Source organism: Mucilaginibacter galii (assembly GCF_014635825.1).
Taxonomy (GTDB): Bacteria; Bacteroidota; Bacteroidia; order Sphingobacteriales; family Sphingobacteriaceae; genus Mucilaginibacter; species Mucilaginibacter galii.
Map to the genome: position 1 here is coordinate 147,566 of NZ_BMDO01000007.1, position 19,613 is coordinate 167,178.

Below are 19,613 nucleotides of genomic sequence, written 5' to 3' on the forward strand. Positions count from 1 at the left end.
ATAGTCACTTCTCTATACACCATTTGTCAATTATTTCTTTTGCATATATTTTCTTACAAAGCGATATACAATTGAAGAACGATTACCGAAGATAAAATTTATATAATATAATGTTTTTGGTACTATATGATCAAATAACCCTAATTTGGATAATTCTCTCCTTAACTCTTTAAGATTATGCTTACCCGCTGTAGCATTCATTTCGAATATGTGAAATGATTGCCGAACTGTAAGCTCCCTTTTAAGTGGACTATATAGGTCAATTCCGTAGACTGCTCCCACATCCTTGCCTATGTTCAACACTCCCTTCCACATGCTTGTCCTCGCGCTCGCTGAATATGCCCCAACAGAATGGTTTTTAGCACCGGCCTCCCCAAATAATGGCGGATTACCTGCCCTTCCACCTACGGTGGGTTTAGCAAGATAACCTATTCCATTAGTGCAGTACGCATGACTTGCCAAATATATCTGGTAGTATAATGTTCCATCATATTTATTAGTATGCAAAGGCTCTGCCCAATTTTTGTTGACAATTAACCCTCCTACAAATCCGGCAACTCTAAATAATAAATTTGCAGGCATTTCATTATTTATTATAACTTCATGATCAAAAAACCTTGATATTCCTAAAGGTTTATTAATGTCGGTATTGAATCGGATAAATGGTCGGGAAATCATAGCAACGTTAGGATTTCTTAAACAAAATTCATTTATAATACCAATTCCCTCTGGAAGTAATAAGTCATCGTTACCAATGAGTATTACCCATTTAAAAGAAGATAACTGTATTAACTTACGTATGTTGGCATCATATCCTAAATTGATTTCGTTTTCAATATAATTAAATTTACATCCCTTTGCTTCAAAAACAGGCGCCCATTTATCTCCTATAACTTTTAGTATACTACGCTGTTTGGAGTAATCTTCACATATGATTACTTCATCAGGCAACTGGGTTGAATTAATTATAGATGTTAGTAATTCTTCAAATTCTTCAGGTCTGCCGTAACTTGGAATTGCAATACTGTATCCTTCAGGGACTATCATTTAAATTTTATTCTATTTATAAACTTTTTATTAATTTGGCTGGAACACCTGCAATAACCGAATTTGGTGGAAAGCTCTTAGTCACTACAGCATTTGCACCCACTATTGAATTTGCACCAATAGTTAAATTGGGCATTATCGCTGCCCCTTCTCCAATCCAAACATTATTCTCAATAACAACCGGACCTTTTGAAATCACAATTCGCTCGGAAGGAGGTATCATTATTGATTGTGCCGATACTTCCCCATGATAATGATCTGTTATGAAAACCCTGCTTGCCAACAAAACGTTATCGCCGATAACAATTTTATTTACACAGCCTATATGACAATCATAGTTTATAGAAACATTATCTCCAATAATAATTTCTGGTGTATAATAATTATTGTTGTGTCTCGTATATGCTTCCATCCTTAGCCTGGAAAAAGATGAAAAATTATTACCGATAGTAATATTCTCAAGGCCTACATAATCAAATGATGGTTGGATGCTGAAACTATTGCCGCATTTTTTTAATGAAAACTTGATCCAGCCCGAGTATATATAAAAGCCAAAATGCTGTATAACTTTTATAAGTAATTTAGGGAAAATAAGGGCAAGGATTAAGCCTAAAAAATTTCCAATAAATTGGAAAACTGATTTGAGAAAGCTCTTGTTCATTAAATTAACATTTTCTTAACATAACCAAGCATATTCCTCAATATCAAATAAGATATGTGAACTTTACGGCTATTGCTGTAATACTGTATATTGTTAACATAAGACTTTATGATTGACGCCACAATCTTCTTTTTATGTTTGGGATTGCGACACATATTTAAGTCATGAACGCGATACAAGGCTACTGTTTCGTCTATAAATAGAAGAAGCTCTTTCCCTATTACATGTAAATAAAAGTTTAAATCTTCGGCAAGTATATTTTCCGGGTAAGGGCCAATAACATTATAAACCTCTTTTTTTGCCATCATAACCGGGCCAGGAACAGACCATTGTTTTATTACACTATCTTTTAGCTTCTCGTCTGATAAATAATTGGCTTTATCACCATGATACAAATCCACTATAGCACTTTGCAAAATTATCTTACTTTCTGAATCTATTACTTGAGCGTCACCTACTACAACCAGTTTTGAAGTGCCCTGTAAAGACTTTACTCTGACTGAAATGCTATAAGGTGTTAGCATATCATCGCTTGCCAATAACGTTATGTAACTACCATTAGCCGTTTGCACTAGCTCGTTAAGAGTTTTTGCAAGTCCTCTGTTTTCTCTATCGGTAAATAATATGGGCACACTAGAAGAATTGTCATCAATCCATTTACGAATTACTGAAGCTGATTCATCTGTAGATCCATCATTAATTACAACAATTTCAATATTTTTATAATCATTATTTATTACACTATCTAAACATTCCAAAATGTAAGATTCGTGATTATAACATGGGATGATTACTGATACTAAAGGATTAATATTCATATTAATTAAATAACGTCTTTCTAAAAATCATTAGCATTAATAAGAAATACATGAAGTAGCTAACAGCAAACGCTATTGTAATGCCAACTAAACCGAATGAGCGTATGCAAAAATAGCCAATTACAACGTAGCATACGCTGAATCCAATTTCAGTAATAACATAAATTTTTGTCATTGACTTTGCTACTAACAAGTAACCCAAAAGCCAGGCTGCAATCTTAAAAAAGTCTCCAAGTAACTGATAGAAAAAGAGACTTTGCATATTTATAAAGCTTTCAACGTATAGAATACGAATTATTATAAACCTCATGAAATAGATTATAACGCAACTAACAAATACAGCTGGCATTATAATCTTGTAACCATTTAGTATCTCATTTTTCAAATCCTTATCTAACAATAATGATGATAGCTTTGGAAGATAATAAGTTCCTAAGGAAGTTGTTATGAGGAGTAGATAACCATCTGATATACGCATCATCCCCTGCCAATAGCCTGCCGAATCAATCCCCAATTTGTTAGCAATTAAGTTTCTTAAAAATATTTGCGATACCGGAACTGTTAAGGCTGTTACAATAGCCATTAGGCTAAAATGGGATAAGCTAACCGCAACTTTTCTATCAAATGGCTGATTGAAATACGACCATTGAAACCAATCGCTTTTCAAGATCATTGCTAACGTAACAAAGAAAACTATTGATTGAGCTAATACCAATGCGTAAATTGCACCTTGCAGTTTAAAATAAAATACTAAAATAACTGTAAACAATAAGCCTATAATGCTTCCAGCGGTGTTTATTACTGTGAAAGATGATATTTGCTTTTTCCCGTTTAGAATTGATATCAGAAGAGAATTGAGTGAATATAACACAATTGTTATACCTAAAACCTTTATAGGCATACTATAAACTTCTGAACTAAATAAATAATTTGAGATATATGGCGATAATATTAGCAACACTGCTCCTATAAGGAAAGAGCAATACAAGCTAATTTTAAATGAGGTGCTAAAAAGCTTTTGTAATTGATCCTTGTCACCATCAAACTCCGCGGTATATTTAATTACCCCATTATTGATAGCCCCGTTAGCAAAAGTTAATGCAATGGCAATAAAATTTGTAAATTGACCAATAGTGGCAACACCCGTAGCACCTGTAAAAACGGCTACAGCTTTATTGGCTACAAAACCTGCTGCAATACGGACAACTGTAATAATTGCCGAGAAAAAAGACGTTTTTAAAAGTTTCAAATTATTATATTATAGCACACTAGCATTTCAAATTAATTACACTGTAATAGTTCTATGTTTTTTGGACAAACCATTGACATTTTATATGCTATAACTCAACGCAAAAGGCTAACATTTAATGCAGTAAAGGTTAATTGTATAAACACTTTGCTACAATTTTTCATTTGGTGTTAATTATATTACTCCACAATAATTATGTGCATATTAATTAACGGTTAATATGCATTTATTACCTCAATTACCTTCTTAACCTCATCATCAGTCATTACGGGGCTTAGAGGAAGGCTGAGTACTTCGTTATGGATCTTTTCACTTATAGGATAGCTCAGATGGTTCCATTCTTTATAAGCATGTTGCTTATGTGGTGGTATAGGATAGTGTATAACTGTTTGAATATTATTATCCGTTAGGTATCTTTGAAATTCACTTCTATCTTCAACTCTTACTACAAATAAGTGCCACACATGTCCATATTCATTTGCAACTGTTGGTAAAATAACTTTACTGTTATTAATTCCCTTTAAATATCTATTAGCTACACTTCTTCTTACTGATGTTTCATCATCCAGCGCTTTTAGCTTAACGCCTAATAACGCAGCTTGCAATTCATCAAGCCTACTATTGGTGCCTTTATAGTGGTTTTTATACTTTACTTCCGAACCATAATTTAGTAATGCTCTAATCACTGTAGCTAATTCGTCATTATTCGTGGTAATTGCTCCAGCGTCGCCTAAAGCACCTAAGTTTTTGCCAGGATAAAAGCTAAATCCGGCAGCATCTCCAAAATTACCAGCTTTTGTGCCATTAAAGCTCGCACCATGCGACTGAGCACAGTCTTCTATAATAATTAAATTATGTTTCTTCGCGATAGCAACAACCTCTGACATGTTACACAATTGCCCGTACAAATGCACCGGTAAGATAGCCTTAGTTTTTGAAGTAATTTTTTCAGATATAAGCTTTGGATCGATATTATAAGTAAATATATCTGGCTCGATCAGAATTGGCACTAAGTTATTCGCCGAAATTGCCAGTATACTCGCTATGTAAGTATTAGCAGGGACAAGAATTTCGTCTCCATCATTGAAATACCCTAATTCTTTATAAGCGCGTATTATTAATATAAGTGCATCTAAACCGTTGGCAACGCCAATTGCGTGTTTACACCCGCAATATTTCGCAAATTCAGTTTCAAAGTCACTAACTTCCTTTCCAAGGATGTACCAGCCTGAATCTAATACTCTTTTAAAAGCTTTATCAAAATCAGCTCTATATTTATCATTTAATTTATGCAGATCAAGAAACTTTATCATCTTTTACCAATTTTTCATTTTGAAACTTATACTTTTCGTTAGATTTTTTGTCAACAAAATCTAAATTCAATAATACTCCATCAACAGTAACGTAGCCTCTATGCGTGGCTGGATTGCCATACCACACAGTAAAAGGGGCAACACTTTTTGTAACAACACTACCAGCTCCAATAAAGCTGTACTCGCCAATTTCAATTCCGGCTATAACAGTTGAATTTGCACCTATACTTGCACCCTTCTTTATTAAGGTACGTTTTAAATCGAATCCTGTATTTACAGACTTTGATCTTGGCACCATATCGTTAGTAAATGTAACGTTGGGTCCTATAAAAACATTATCCTCAATATGTATCCCATCCCAAATCTGAACGCCGGGCTTGATAGTAACATAATCTCCTATTATAACATCGTTTTCAATTAGACAATGACAATTAATTTTACAATTATTACCAATCACTGCGCCTTTTAAAATCACAGCATATTGCCATATCAAAGTATCGTTCCCTATGTTATTAGATTGAACATCAGATAAAGCATGTATCATTTAATCATTTTTTAAATGTAAAAACTGAGGGTAATCTCTGATGTAATCTTTTTCATCATATTTTTCGGATGCTAAAACTAATAGTACCGAACCTGATGAAAAATTAACTAAATCACGCCATATACCCGGTATAATGTACAACCCGTAATTAGGCCTGTTTAACGTGATTGTTTTTTTGTTTTTACCATCATCAAGTACAACATCAAAAGAACCGCTTACTGCAATTATTAATTGGTATAAATTATGATGAGCATGCCCACCCCTAGTTTCACCTCCTGGTACATCGTACAAGTAATATACCCTCTTTATTTCGAAGGGTATATCTGTAAGTCCATTCAAGGGTGTGATATTCCCTGCTCTATTGTGTATTTTAGGAAACTCAATTACATTACAGTTATATATTGTTGACTTCATTTTTTAGCAAAATAGGAATAATCATATTCATAGTCTTTATTACTATACGGTTCCGAAGCAACCACGAAGGCTAGTGAATTTGTCGAAAAGTTTTCCATGTGTCTCCATATTCCATTAGGTATATATAAGCCATAATAAGATCTATTTATTGAAAAACACTTCTTGTTAACTCCATCATCCACTACCACATCTAGGCTTCCAGACAAGGCAATGATTACTTCCTTATTATTATGGTAACTGTGACCACCTCTTACTTCACCACCAGGCACATCATAAATCCAATAAGTACGTTTTATACTAAAAGGAACGTGATTGTCGGCTTCGAGAAATGAAAGATTCCCTCTTTCATCAATAATCTTAGGAAGAGTAATTAATTTAACACTATCAATCGACATTTGAATTTGGCGTTATAATTAAAATAAGCGTTTCCATAAAGATTTATCTTGCTCCAAATCATGACCATATGCCTGGCCATATGCAGAAAAACCACCTTTTTGGGCAGGAATATCGTTTACAATAAGATATAAATTTTTTACTTTACCATTTTTTAAATCATTAACAATAGCTAATTGTGATTTATATGTATAACCCTGTCTAATTACATAAAAAGTCAAATCCGAATATTTTTCTATCATTAATGCATCCGTAACTAATCCAATTGGTGCACAATCAACTATTATGTAATCAAATTCTACCTTTAAGTAATTAATCAACTTCTCTAGTTTACCATTTTCCAACAGCTCTGCAGGGTTAGGCGGTATCGGCCCTGAAGATATTAGATAACAATTCTCATTAAAACTTAACGGCTTCAACAATTTTTTGTAATCAAAATTTTCATCATCTGATATAGCATAGTTTGTATATCCATTATCATTACTCAAGCCCATGCTTTCAGATAGCTTAGGTTTTCTGAGATCCATTTCGAGAAAAACAACCCTCTTGTTTGTAAGAGCTAATGCGCTGCCAATATTCAAGGAAAGAAAGGATTTACCTTCACCACTCATACTCGATGTGAAAAGTAAGACATTGGATTTAGATGAATCTAATACGAAATGAAGGTTGGTTCTTAAACTTCTAAATTGTTCAGATATTACAGATCTGGAATTTACACCTGTTACTAAGCTTTGTTTATCACTATTATGTCCAATTTCACCTAAAATTGTAGCATTGGTCGCTTTTTCTATATCACTTTTAGAGCTAATTTGAATATTAAATAATTCTTTAACAAATAAGAATAATGCCGGTAAAAGAATACCAATAACCACGCCCATTAAATATATAATAGATTTTTGGGGCTTAAATGGAGAAAAATCGCTTTTGGCAGTATCAATTATTCTTGAGCTCGATATAGTAGAATTCCTAGAGATTGCAGTTTCTTCCCGCTTTTGAAGCAGAAATAAATATAGTTCCTGTTTTAAGTTTTGCTGACGAGAAAAATCTAGATAATTACGCTCTTTACCCGGCAACTCTTTTAACTGGCCTGTGAATCCTGAATTTTGTTTTTGTAACTCTGACTTTCCTAATTGTAAGCCCTTTTTATAGGTTTCAATGTTATTTAATAAGTTTATACGAGAATTGTCTATCTGCTGATCTAAGTTTTGAATTACTGGGTTACCATCTGTATAGGATAGCGTTGCTTTGTCTCTACTACGCAACAATTCATTGTAAGCCACAATTCCCTGACCAAAAGACTGGTCGGTGGAATTTATCAGGGAACTGGGTATAAAATTTTTATTTTTGGGATTGCTTAATGTACGTTCAATATCACTAATTACAGTCAATTGCGTTTCTTGCTGAGTTAACTTATCGTAATAATCACTCGCACTAGTAACTAACGCTTTAGATTGTTCACTTATGTTAGCTATATTGTTTTCCTTTTTATATTCCTCAAATTGCTTTTCAATGTTGTTTAGTTCTTTAGAAACTAACACAATTCGAGAATCAATAAATGCCATTGTACTATCAGCTATTTGCTTGTCATTTTGCAAATTTGATTGCAGATAAATCTGCATAATCTTATTTAATATAGCCTCGCCTTTCGCCGGATTAGAGTATATAAGGGAAAGATCTATTGTTGTTGCTTGCTTGTCAGATAGAGCGACACCAAAATTTTTGGAGAAATCTAATACTGCTGCGTCAGGTGATTGTATACTGATTTCAAATTTAACTCCTGTCTTGAGTGCTGGTTTGTTACGTAATAATAAATTGTATTGATTTAGTTTAATTACTTCACCAAACTTTGCATTAAGTTTAAGATTTTCGTTAGAATTTGAAATCGAAAATCTGTTGCCAGGTAAAATTTCAATATCATAAGTTCTATTTACTATTGTATCCGCTTTGTAGGCTATGCTTACATTAAAAGGAGCGTCTTCAAAAATTTCATTAGCTTTTAGGCCAGTTTTTAAATACGTCCGTATATTTAGTTGCATTGCATCAACTGTTTTTTTCATTAAAGTTCTAGACTTTAACACTTGAATTTCGTTGTCGGCACTGCTTTTAGCACTAAATAACGATCCAACATCACCACTCAAAGTGCCACTAACTGCACTTTTGGGACTATTTTTTTCATCAACAACAAGTATTTTACTCGCTACAGACCAACTTGTTGCTGCAAAGTAGGCATAGATGTAGGCTAACATTAAGCAAAAAAATATACTCAATAAAAACCATATCCAATTATGAAGAATTTTGGCCAAAATCTGCTTAATATCAATAGTATCCTCCTCTACAGGTTGACTATTATTTGTATGTAACTTAGGGGACATATAGGAGTTAAGTTCTTTTCTTATTTAGTGCTTATTATAATTGCCAATAGAGAAACCAGAGAGGCTGTAATTGCTGTTATAATTGAAATATTACGATTTTGAATAGCGTCTGATGCAACTATTTTGGACTTGCTTGACTCAACATAGAGATAATCGTTTTGCTTTAAGAAGTAATAAGGAGAATTCAACACTTCACTCTTACTCAAATCTAATCTAATCAACTGTCTTGAACCATCATCATGCTGTCGTATTAAAACAACATTCTCACGTTTACCATAAATTGTTAAATCGCCAGCTAATCCCAGAGCATCTAAAATGTTTACCTTCTCGTTTGATACCACATAAGTGCCTGGTTTTGATACTTCACCCAGTATAGTTATCTTAAAATTAGCAAAACGTAAATTTACAGTAGGGTTTTTGTAATACTGCGCAGCTTTTTCTCTAATTAGGTTACGGGCTTGTTCAGATGTTAAACCTGATATCTTGATCTTACCTAAAACAGGCATTTCAACATTTCCTTGATTGTCTACCAAATAACCGGCTATAGTTTGTCCACCGGTACTTCCCGTCGAAGTTGCTCCTATTGCTGAATTTTGAACATTACCTTGCGTTAAGGTTTGAGTAGCTGCAGGATCGACAGTTTGTATATTGATGGATAAAATATCATCAGGTAATATCTTAGGTTCAGTATACTTTATATCTGCTAAGCGAGTAACAGCCGCAGAGTCGGGAATATCTTTAAAATATTTAACATTTTTAATGGAAGAACAAGAGGTGAATATAAAAGGAAGATATAAACACACACACCATTTCAGGCTAAATCTCATATTTTTCAAACGGAGTGGTAATTGAATTTTAAAAACAAATCTTTCCAAAAATAGAATGTTTTTTTTAATAATCTGCATGAGTGGATTGTATTTGCATTAAGACCGTATTCGATTTCACTTAATTAGTTATAGAATAATTCGTTGAGGATATAATTAATATAAAATAAAATTACTTAGATATACAATTCATCTCAATAAATATGACCTTGATTATAACCTGCCATTGACCAACTTATTATTTATTACACTCTTAATATCGTATAAAATGGAATTAGATTTTCTCTTCAACATTTCATAATCAAGTTTCAAAAATTCATCATGTGCAACGGCTAATATAATTGCATCATATTGGCCATTTAATTGCTCAAATTTATTGCAAGGGTGTAATTGATATTCGCGCTGTACTTCTACTGGGTCTGCCCAAGGGTCGTAAATATCGCAACATGTGTCATACTCATTAAGTGTTCTCACTATATCTACCACACGCGTATTGCGAACATCGGGGCAGTTCTCTTTAAAGGTAAAACCTAAGATCAGAATGTTGGCTTGCTTTATGGCAATGTTATTCTTGATCATCAATTTAACAACTTCCTGGGCAACGTAAGTTCCCATACCATCATTAATACGGCGACCGGCTAAGATAATTTCTGGATGGTACCCTACCTCTTGTGCTTTTTGAGCCAAATAGTAGGGGTCTACTCCTGTGCAATGCCCTCCTACTAAACCTGGTTTGAAGTTTAAAAAGTTCCATTTGGTGCCGGCAGCTTCTAATACTGCCTGCGTATCTATATGTAGTAGATTAAAGATCTTTGCAATCTCATTTGCAAAAGCAATGTTTATATCTCGCTGGGAATTCTCAATAACCTTACAAGCTTCGGCTACTTTAATGCTTGGCGCTTTATGAGTACCAGCTTTGATTATGGATTTGTATAAATCATCAACAAAGTCAGCCACGTGAGGAGTTGACCCAGAAGTTACCTTAATAATATTGGTCAGCGTATGCACCTTGTCGCCAGGGTTTATACGCTCAGGAGAATAACCTGCATAAAAATCTGCATTAAACTTCAGGCCAGAAACTTCTTCAAGTATAGGAACGCAAACTTCTTCGGTTACACCCGGATATACGGTGGATTCATAAATCACCACATCGCCTGTTTTCAATGCTCTACCTACTGATTGGCTTGCTTTAATAATCAGGCTAAGATCCGGACGGTTATGTTTATCTGTAGGTGTGGGTACCGCTACAACATAGACGTTGCAGTTTTGCATCTGCACTTCATCTGCAGTAAAATAAAGGCCTGTTTGTTGACTGGCAGCGTTTTTCGTATTTTGCAGAAATTCAGATGTGATTTCGTGGGTACGGTCAAAACCGCTCTTGAGTTCGTTAATACGATTTGACGATTGATCGAAACCCACAACCGGATATTTGGTGGCAAACTCCACAGCCAGCGGAAGGCCCACATACCCTAAACCTATTACGGCAATAGAAACAGCATTGTGCTGCGGCAATGCAGCGATGCTTTGGTTTGAAAGATCAAACATTATTATGGAGTTCTCAATTAGTAGATAGCCTGCAAATGTACAGATAATTTCTGAGCCGCGTCGAAGTGTTTTTATTCACACTCCCCCGCTCATTGATTTGCACGAAACCAATTTGATTGAATTTTGTTCCAGTTCAATATCGAAGTAGAAAATTAACGCTTCATAAACAATCGATTAAATTAAAGTAAAACAGAGTTAGTGTATTTTTTACATCAAATTGTTTTTTTTAAAAGCAAGTAAATCCTACTTTTAACCCAAACAAATTATAAAGTAAGCCTATGAAATTAATTGCCGACGGCGGCTCAACTAAAACCAACTGGTGTTTAGTAAATGATGAGGGTAAAAAAGTATACTTTAATACTGAAGGTTATAATCCATATTTTGTAAGTAAGGAATACATCATAGAGTCTTTAAACAATAATCTGCCCGAAGATCTTGACCGCGCACACCTTACCGAAGTAAATTATTATGGTGCTGGTTGCTCAACCGCCGAAAAACGCAAAATAGTTCAGGAAGCGATGAGCATTGTGTTTACTAATGCGAAAGTTAATATAGGTCATGATTTGTTGGCAGCCGCGCGTGCATTATTAGGACATAGCGAAGGTTTTGCTGCAATTTTAGGAACAGGTACTAATACCTGCATCTATGATGGAAAAGATGTACTCCATAATATAGACTCTGGCGCGTATATATTAGGCGACGAAGGCAGTGGTTGTTATATTGGTAAAAAGTTATTGGTCGATTACCTCCGCGGCTACATGCCGGAAGCCGTACGTAAGAATTTCTGGGAAACTTATCACCTAACTCCCGATGATGTTAACGAGCAGGTTTACTCGCAACCTCTGGCCAACCGTTTTTGTGCTGGCTTTAGCAAATTCGTGTATGATAACAACGTTCACCTCGAATATACACGTAACTTGGTGAAGACTTCATTTGAAGATTTTTTCCGCAACCTGGTAACCCATTATCCTAACTACAAAAACTATTCATTCAATTGTATTGGTTCTGTTGGCTATAACTTCAGAAACGTATTGGAAGAAGTGGTTACCGAAAATGGCATGAAAATGGGTACCATTATTCGCTCGCCTATAGATAACCTTGTAAAATACCACTTAGAACTTGCACCAAGCCAGTTATAAGCAACAGACTATAAAAGAAAAGCGCTTTGACAAAATCAAAGCGCTTTTCTTTTATAGTATTATCGATATTGTGGTGATCGACTTTAAACATCAACACCCAGTTCGTTTTGAAATATCTTGCTGTATTTACGCCTGTCAAATTTATATAGCTTTGCAGCCCTGAACGATACATTTTTCTGTTTCTCATCCAGTTCTTTCAAAAAGCCATAACTCAGCATCTTTTTCCTAAAGTTACGTTTATCTAACTTCTTATTTAATATGGCCTCATAAAGTTGCTGAAGCTGGGTAAGTGTAAATTTTTCGGGAAGTAATTCATAAGCAATAGGTTGATAACTCAGCCTGCGACGCAATTTATTAAAACCTGTTTTAAAAATTTCAGTATGATCAAATGCCAGTTTAGGCAAATCATTAACGGTGTGCCACAAAGCTTTTTTTGCTAACTGACCAGGCTTTAATTCCTTTTGACTATCGATGCGTATCAATGCATAATAAGCAACGGTAATAATGCGCCCCCGGGGGTGACGGTGCACATCTCCAAACGTATGAAATTGCTCCATATGCAAATCATCAAGGCCGGTTAGCTCATGTAAAATACGTTCTGCTGCCTCTTCTATACCCTCATCGTTTTCTACGAGGTTACCCGGTAAGGCCGGCCAGTCTTTAAAAGGCTCATCATTCCGCTCAATTAGCAAGATCTTTAATTCGCCGGCCTCAAAACCGAAGATCACGCAATCGATAGAAAATTCAGACTCAAATTTAACCAGTTGTTCCAAGACTCCGTTTATAAAGGTTTAAATGATATTTCTTTAGTGTACAGGTGAAGTAAATACTTGTTAAACCTGCAAATGCAAGTATACATTTTTAAACATAAATCGATACAATTTTGTAAAAATTGACGCCTAAAACAGAGGCTTGTAACCCCGAAAAATACACTGGTGTAATTTTTACACAATAGCTACGCTACTTTAGGGTAATAAGCCACCAAAGTTGTTATATTTGCCCGCCCACAAAAGCTATACAAACCTATGGTTGCAGTTATTTATAGCGGATCTAATTATGCAGACTGGCGTTTGGCCGATAAAGGCCGCACGGTGGCCTCGTTTAAAACCAGCAGTATAAACCCGTTTTTTAATAACGAGAAGCACATTTTGCAACTGCTTAATAAGAATATAAACCTTATACACCACGCCGAAGAAATTAAACGCATTTACTTTTTTGGTGCGGGGGTTTTAAATAAGAATTTAAAAGAAGCGGTGAGCAATAGCTTATCATCATTTTTTAAATATGCTAAGGTACAGGTAGATCATGATATGCTTGGCGCCGCAATTGCCTGTTGTAAAAGTGAGCCAGGTATTGTGTGTATTTGCGGTAGCGGTTCTAACGCAGCCTGGTTCGATGGAAAAAAAGTCAAGCCTAACAATTATGGCTTAGGATATATTTTAGCGGATGAAGGTTCGGGTAACTGGCTGGGTAAACAGTTGATTAAAGCTTACCTAAACGAAACCCTGCCCGACGCTTTGCACAAAAAATTCATTAAGCGCTACGATGCTGACCGTAAAACGCTTTTAGATAAAGTTTACCGTCAAAGACAGCCGGCATTGTACTTGAGTTCGTTGGCCGATTTTTATAAAGATAATCAGGATAATGAATTTCTGCAAAACATCATTATAAGCGGCTTTGAGCAGATGATTGATACTTATGTGGTGCCCTTAAAAGAACAATACCCCGAGGCCGGTATACACATGGCTGGGTCTGTGGCAGCAGGTTTTAAACCATACCTTGAAAAAGCCGCAGCAAATTCGGGCTTGGAAATTGCTTACATACTAAAAGAACCTATCAATAATTTATTAACGTATTATTCTAATAAAAATTAAAAAACGATGAAAATAGGAATTAACGGATTCGGCCGTATTGGTCGTTTAGCTTTCAGAGCCGCCATTACCCGTCCGGGTGTTGAAGTAGTTGGTATCAACGATTTAGTTGAGCCAGATTACATGGCTTATATGTTAAAATATGACTCTACCCATGGTAAATTTGATGGTACAATCGAAGTTAAAGATGGTAACCTTGTTGTAAACGGTAAAACTATCCGTGTAACAGCAGAAAAAGACCCTGCTAACCTGAAATGGGGTGATGTTGGTGCTGAAGTGATTATTGAGTCTACTGGCTTATTTTTAACTCAGGAAACTGCTCAAAAGCACATTGATGCTGGCGCTAAAAAAGTAGTGATGTCGGCCCCGGCTAAAGATGATACCCCTACGTTTGTAATGGGTGTTAATCACAAAAACCTTACTGCTGGGAACACTATCGTATCTAACGCATCTTGTACTACTAACTGCCTTGCTCCTATTGCTAAGGTATTGAACGACAGCTTTGGTATTGAAGAAGGTTTAATGAGCACTGTACACGCAGTTACTGCTACTCAAAAAACAGTGGACGGCCCATCGGCTAAAGACTGGAGAGGTGGCCGTGGTGCTTACCAAAATATCATCCCCTCATCAACTGGTGCTGCTAAAGCAGTAACTTTAGTTATTCCTGAATTAAAAGGTAAATTAACTGGTATGGCTTTCCGCGTACCAGTAGCCGACGTATCGGTGGTTGATTTAACAGTAAAATTGAAAAAAGGTGCATCATACGAAGCCATCAAAGCTGCAATGAAAGAAGCCTCTGAAGGTGAATTGAAAGGCATTTTGGGTTACACCGAAGATGAAGTAGTATCGGAAGATTTTAAAGGTGATGCACGCACATCAATTTTTGATGCTAAAGCAGGTATTGCATTGAACGACAACTTCGTTAAAGTTGTATCTTGGTATGATAATGAGTGGGGTTACTCGAACAAACTGATCGACTTAGTGGAAGAGTTGGGTAAGTTCTAATCCTTCAAATATGTATAAACATAAAGAGCTTGGCATAATGTCAGGCTCTTTGTGTTTCTGACCAATCTTTATTGTCTATCACTTTAATAGACATTTTTACCGCATAATATTTAAAAAATCACTATAATAGTCCCCACGCAATTAAAAGCGATGTTACTGTTTACTATGAAACCGTTATACATTATAAAAATCGGGGGCAACGTTATTGACAACTCCGAGAATTTGTACCACTTCTTAAAGGACTTTACAGCCTTAGATGGTCACAAGATTTTGGTACACGGCGGTGGAAAACTAGCAACCACCATCTCCGAACAAATGGGCATTGAAGCTCACCTGGTTGATGGCCGCCGTATTACCGATATTGAAACCTTACGGGTTGTCACGATGGTCTATGCTGGTCTAATAAACAAAAACATTGTAGCCCAGTTACAGCGCTTTGGCACCAATGCTATTGGCTTAACGGGTGCCGACGGTAATTTTATAAAAGCCGCCAAACGCCCGGTTAAAACCATTGATTACGGTTTTGTGGGCGATTTAAATGATACATCGGTAAACGCTCAAAACATAAGCAAACTAATGGAAGCAGGCTTCACTCCTGCTTTTTGCGCCCTTACACACGATGGCGAAGGCCAGATGCTCAACACCAATGCCGACACTATTGCTTCTGCGCTGGCGGTGGCTCTTTCGCCCCTTTACGAAACTACGTTAATATACTGCTTCGAGAAGAAAGGTGTTTTAAAAGACATTGATGATGAACAATCACTCATCCAGGATATTGATCCTGCCCGCTACGAAGAGTTGAAGAAAGAAAAAATCATCCATAGCGGTATGCTGCCAAAGCTTGATAATGCCTTTACCGCTATTGCCTGCGGTGTAAAAGCAGTTATTATAGGTCATGCCCAGGAATTAAGTAAAATTCGACAGAACCAACCATTTGGTACACGATTAAGTAAATAACCATGAACAGTAAAATTGCCATTTTAGGCAGCGGTAACATTGGCTTGTCATTAGCCAAGGGTTTAATTAAGGCCAACAAGTATGAGCCTGAAGAAATTATCTTAACACGCCGCAATGTAGCTGCCCTGGCCGATTTGGCCGAAGCCGGATTAATTACCACGGCAGACAATGCACATGCAGTAAGTGAGGCTGGTATTGTAGTATTAGCTATACTTCCTCAACAATTAAATAAGCTTTTAGACGAAATAAAGCCGGCTATTGATGTTGATAACCAATTGTTTATATCGGTAGTATCGGGTGTTAGCTGCGAAGATATCCGCAAACAGTTGGGATTAAATGTACAGGTAGTGCGTGCTATGCCTAATACCGCCATAGCCATTGGCCATTCTATGACCTGCATTGGTACTGATACCGCTTCGGCCGAAAATATGCAAGTGGTTAAATCTTTGTTCGATACGGTAGGCATCACTGTTCAAATTAATGAAGAACTCATGACCTCGGCCACTGCCCTATGCGCTTGCGGAATTGCATTCTTCTTACGCTCTATACGTGCTGCATCGCAAGGTGGTACCGAAATTGGCTTCCATGCCCACGATGCCTTAAAAATGGCTGCCCAAACAGCCAAAGGTGCCGCCGACTTGTTATTGCAACTGGCCTCACACCCCGAGCAGGAAATAGATAAGGTGACTTCGCCAAAGGGGTGTACCATTGCAGGTTTGAACGAAATGGAACACCATGGCTTTAGCTCGGCACTAATAAAGGGCATCAAGCTATCGGCGGAAAAAGCCGGTGCGCTATATAAGAAAGAAGGATAGTCCGTAAGTCCGTAAGTCCGTAAGTCCGTAAGTCCGTAAGTCCGTAAGTCCGTAAGTGGGAACAAACTTATATATTTGCCGGGTTTTATAATTATCAATTTTTGCGAGCCAGGTAGCTGTAAGTATTTTCTTAATGTCTTACCAACTCCATAACATAATAACTAAAATGTTAACTGTAGAAAAAATAGGCGGCACCTCTATGAGTGCCCTGGGCGATGTAGTTAAAAACATCATCCAGTATAATCGTACCGGCAATGAGTTATATAACCGCATATTTGTGGTGTCGGCATTTTCGGGCGTAACCAATATACTTTTAGAAAACAAAAAGACGGGCGAACCCGGTGTTTATCACCTTGTTGCAAGGCAGCAGGATTTTAAAGAAGCCCTTTACAACCTTATTGTTAAATTAAAGCAGCTAAACCAACAATACGATTCATTAGGTTTAGATGTTGCTGTTGCTGATGATTTTATTGAGAAGCACGTGCGTCATGCCGAAGGTTTTTTAAACAACCTCACCGGTATCCTTGCATCGGGCTATGTAAGCACCGAGGGTATCTTACAGGCTGCGAGAGAGATCTTAGCGTCTATTGGTGAAACGCATTCTGCCTTTGTATTTACTAACATTTTGCAAAACATGGGCATTAACGCTACACTGGTTGATCTCAGCGGTTTTCATGACCATGAGCCTTATACCATTGATGAGCGCATTAAGCAGGCTTTTAAAGACATAGACTTTGCCAACACTATCTGTATAGCCACCGGCTACACTAAAGGAACCGAAGGTATTATGCGTGAGTTTGACCGCGGGTATTCTGAAGTTACTTTCAGTAAAATTGCCGTTGCTGTAAAACCGCAGGAAGCCATTATCCATAAAGAATACCATTTATGCTCGGCCGATCCTATGCTGGTGGGCGTTAACAACTGTTTCCCTGTGGGCTTTACCAATTACGATGTAGCCGATCAACTTGCAGACGTAGGTATGGAGGCCATTCACCCGAAGGCATCTAAACCTTTGGAAATTAATGCTATAAACTTAAGAATCAAAAACACTTTTGAGCCCGAACATCCCGGCACTTTAATTACCCGCGAATATGTATCGCCCGAAAAAAAGGTTGAAGTTATTACCGGTACCAACAAACTGGTTATGGTTGATATTTACGACCCATTAATGGTGGGTAATGTAGGTACCGATTTGCATATTATGCAAATATTCGCGCATCACAATGTGAGCTACAACTTTAAAGCTACCAGCGCCAATAGCATCTCTATTGTTATCTGGGAAAAAGATTACACCGATAATCTGTTCAAAGAACTTCAAACGAACTTTGAAAAAGTATCTGTAGAAAAGGTGGCTATTGTGTGCCTTATCAGCTCCAATATGGATCAGCCGGGTTTATTGGCTAAGGCTGCTACCGCTTTAGCGCAGGCTGGGGTGAATATCAAAAGCGCAGGTTTTGCCTTAAGACAAGTAAATATCCAGTTCCTGGTTGAGCGTCAGGATTTTGATACAGCCGTTATTGCTTTAAACAAGGCTATGGCGTAAAGCCGCTTACAAACAAATTTAACAAAGCCGTATCTGCGTCTGTTCACAACGCTGATACGGCTTTTTCTTTTTGGCATCTAATTAAAAAATTCCCCAAAATGCCATAAAACACCTGATGGGTCATGTACGAAGCATTCTCTTCCCCAGGCTTCTATCCTTATCGGTGTTAATTTTACCGTTGAATATTTCTCTGTCAGGTTTAAGGTGATGAGATGATTCCAAAATTCATTCACATTTTCAACCTCCATAAATAACATCGTGTTGTCTATCCAGTCTTTCACATAAGCGTCTTGCAAGTAAAACCCTAATTTACCTGTTCTGAAAAGCGACATGTTATGAGAGAGCACAACTTCTTCAAAACCTAAATCTCGGTAAAAGCTTCTGGAAATCTCAAAGTTCTGAGCACCTACAAAAGGCCTGATAGATATTACATTTTGTTCCATAACGTTTGTTTAATCGTGTCTTCAAAAATAAGAAAGCTGGTGCCATAAAGCGCTTGATCAAAATCAAGAACCGCGCTTGAAAAGTCTTTCACGTGCTCTGCTTAAGGTTTCGGGTGCTATTTTTAAATATAAAGCTATTATTTGCAAAGGAAACTTTTGCAATAGTTCAGGCTTATTATCAATAATGAATTGATACTGCTGTAAAGGAGAAAGCTTATTATCGTAAAAATAAAGCCTTTGCTTTGCCTGTGCCATGATCTTGTTCATCTGAAAAAACGCAGGTGATTTAGTTATTAAATAGTGTATAGATTCTAAACTAACTTCAAGCATTGTGCTTTCTGCAAAAGCAGCAATCTCAACATCAGAAGGCCTTTGTGATACAAAGCTCTGGTGGTTAAAAAACCATTCGCTTTCCAAATGAAGGTCTATGACGCTATTTGCAGTATGCTGGTATACCGCGCCTTTTAAAAGATAAAAAACTGATTTGGCTGTTTCACCCTGAGCAGTTAAAACCTCCCCTCTTTGTGCCACTTTAACTTTCACCTCTCTTTTAAAAAGCATAATCTCTTCATGAGTATAGGTACCTGTTGATCTTAGAGCCTGGGCAAATTCAGTATATTTTATAGGGTAACTTGGGTCCACAGTAAACATAACTTTGGT

20 protein-coding genes are annotated in these 19,613 nt (G+C 36.6%); 6 read left to right on the forward strand and 14 right to left on the reverse strand.

Annotation, left to right across the window (positions count from 1 at the left end; genetic code table 11):
* Positions 1–30: 30 nt before the first annotated feature.
* The 11 genes from IEV61_RS13585 to IEV61_RS13635 form a co-directional block, all read right to left on the reverse strand.
* Positions 31–1,047 (reverse strand): glycosyltransferase family A protein, encoded by a 1,017-nt coding sequence (locus IEV61_RS13585; protein WP_188417545.1) that lies wholly within the window; start codon positions 1,045–1,047, stop codon positions 31–33.
* Between the two features lie 16 nt (positions 1,048–1,063).
* Complete coding sequence (locus IEV61_RS13590; protein WP_188417547.1) at positions 1,064–1,708, reverse strand: acyltransferase; 645 nt, start codon at positions 1,706–1,708, stop codon at positions 1,064–1,066.
* A complete protein-coding gene (locus tag IEV61_RS13595; RefSeq protein WP_188417549.1) occupies positions 1,708–2,526 on the reverse strand; it encodes a glycosyltransferase family 2 protein in 819 nt (272 codons plus the stop codon). Before IEV61_RS13595 ends, IEV61_RS13590 begins: the two co-directional genes overlap by 1 nt.
* A gap of 1 nt (position 2,527) precedes the next feature.
* The gene (locus tag IEV61_RS13600; RefSeq protein WP_188417551.1) at positions 2,528–3,775 is read right to left on the reverse strand and encodes an O-antigen translocase; all 1,248 of its coding nucleotides are present in this window, start codon (positions 3,773–3,775) and stop codon (positions 2,528–2,530) included.
* A gap of 215 nt (positions 3,776–3,990) precedes the next feature.
* Positions 3,991–5,088, reverse strand: coding sequence for a DegT/DnrJ/EryC1/StrS family aminotransferase (locus tag IEV61_RS13605; RefSeq protein ID WP_188417552.1), 1,098 nt, complete (start codon positions 5,086–5,088; stop codon positions 3,991–3,993).
* On the reverse strand, positions 5,072–5,632 hold the full coding sequence (locus IEV61_RS13610) for an acyltransferase (protein WP_188417553.1): 561 nt from the start codon (positions 5,630–5,632) through the stop codon (positions 5,072–5,074). The genes IEV61_RS13605 and IEV61_RS13610 overlap by 17 nt, the downstream gene beginning before the upstream one ends.
* Positions 5,633–6,046 (reverse strand): sugar 3,4-ketoisomerase, encoded by a 414-nt coding sequence (locus IEV61_RS13615; RefSeq protein ID WP_188417554.1) that lies wholly within the window; start codon positions 6,044–6,046, stop codon positions 5,633–5,635. It abuts the gene before it with no gap.
* Complete coding sequence (locus tag IEV61_RS13620; protein ID WP_188417555.1) at positions 6,043–6,441, reverse strand: sugar 3,4-ketoisomerase; 399 nt, start codon at positions 6,439–6,441, stop codon at positions 6,043–6,045. Before IEV61_RS13620 ends, IEV61_RS13615 begins: the two co-directional genes overlap by 4 nt.
* 18 nt (positions 6,442–6,459) lie before the next feature.
* Positions 6,460–8,811, reverse strand: coding sequence for a GumC family protein (locus tag IEV61_RS13625; RefSeq protein ID WP_188417556.1), 2,352 nt, complete (start codon positions 8,809–8,811; stop codon positions 6,460–6,462).
* A 20-nt stretch (positions 8,812–8,831) separates the two neighbouring features.
* Positions 8,832–9,716: a polysaccharide biosynthesis/export family protein gene (locus IEV61_RS13630; protein ID WP_229747138.1), complete on the reverse strand. Its 885-nt coding sequence runs from the start codon at positions 9,714–9,716 to the stop codon at positions 8,832–8,834.
* Between the two features lie 132 nt (positions 9,717–9,848).
* Entirely contained in the window at positions 9,849–11,180 is a 1,332-nt protein-coding gene (locus IEV61_RS13635) for a nucleotide sugar dehydrogenase (protein WP_308472328.1), read from the reverse strand.
* Positions 11,181–11,458: 278 nt separating this feature from the next.
* Between IEV61_RS13635 and IEV61_RS13640 the strand changes: the two genes are divergently transcribed.
* Positions 11,459–12,319, forward strand: coding sequence for an N-acetylglucosamine kinase (locus IEV61_RS13640; protein ID WP_188417557.1), 861 nt, complete (start codon positions 11,459–11,461; stop codon positions 12,317–12,319).
* Between the two features lie 83 nt (positions 12,320–12,402).
* Here IEV61_RS13640 and IEV61_RS13645 read toward each other — a convergent pair whose 3' ends face one another.
* Complete coding sequence (locus IEV61_RS13645; protein ID WP_229747139.1) at positions 12,403–13,092, reverse strand: NUDIX hydrolase; 690 nt, start codon at positions 13,090–13,092, stop codon at positions 12,403–12,405.
* 252 nt (positions 13,093–13,344) lie between these two features.
* Here IEV61_RS13645 and IEV61_RS13650 point away from each other — a divergent pair, with 252 nt between their 5' ends.
* The 5 genes from IEV61_RS13650 to IEV61_RS13670 all read left to right on the forward strand — a co-directional run bounded on the left by IEV61_RS13650 (position 13,345) and on the right by IEV61_RS13670 (position 18,510).
* Positions 13,345–14,193 carry a hypothetical protein gene (locus tag IEV61_RS13650; RefSeq protein ID WP_188417558.1) on the forward strand — a complete coding sequence of 283 codons (849 nt, stop codon included), beginning with the start codon at positions 13,345–13,347 and terminating at the stop codon, positions 14,191–14,193.
* 6 nt (positions 14,194–14,199) lie between these two features.
* Positions 14,200–15,195, forward strand: a complete 996-nt coding sequence (gene gap, locus IEV61_RS13655) for a type I glyceraldehyde-3-phosphate dehydrogenase (protein ID WP_188417560.1) — start codon at positions 14,200–14,202, stop codon at positions 15,193–15,195.
* 165 nt (positions 15,196–15,360) lie between these two features.
* Positions 15,361–16,152, forward strand: coding sequence for an acetylglutamate kinase (gene argB, locus IEV61_RS13660; protein ID WP_188417562.1), 792 nt, complete (start codon positions 15,361–15,363; stop codon positions 16,150–16,152).
* A gap of 2 nt (positions 16,153–16,154) precedes the next feature.
* The gene (gene proC, locus IEV61_RS13665) at positions 16,155–16,967 is read left to right on the forward strand and encodes a pyrroline-5-carboxylate reductase (protein ID WP_188417564.1); all 813 of its coding nucleotides are present in this window, start codon (positions 16,155–16,157) and stop codon (positions 16,965–16,967) included.
* 166 nt (positions 16,968–17,133) lie between these two features.
* A complete protein-coding gene (locus tag IEV61_RS13670; protein WP_188417566.1) occupies positions 17,134–18,510 on the forward strand; it encodes an aspartate kinase in 1,377 nt (458 codons plus the stop codon).
* A gap of 77 nt (positions 18,511–18,587) precedes the next feature.
* Here IEV61_RS13670 and IEV61_RS13675 read toward each other — a convergent pair whose 3' ends face one another.
* On the reverse strand, positions 18,588–18,953 hold the full coding sequence (locus IEV61_RS13675; RefSeq protein WP_188417568.1) for a VOC family protein: 366 nt from the start codon (positions 18,951–18,953) through the stop codon (positions 18,588–18,590).
* Between the two features lie 63 nt (positions 18,954–19,016).
* Positions 19,017–19,604, reverse strand: a complete 588-nt coding sequence (locus IEV61_RS13680) for a Crp/Fnr family transcriptional regulator (protein ID WP_188417570.1) — start codon at positions 19,602–19,604, stop codon at positions 19,017–19,019.
* Positions 19,605–19,613 lie beyond the last annotated feature (9 nt).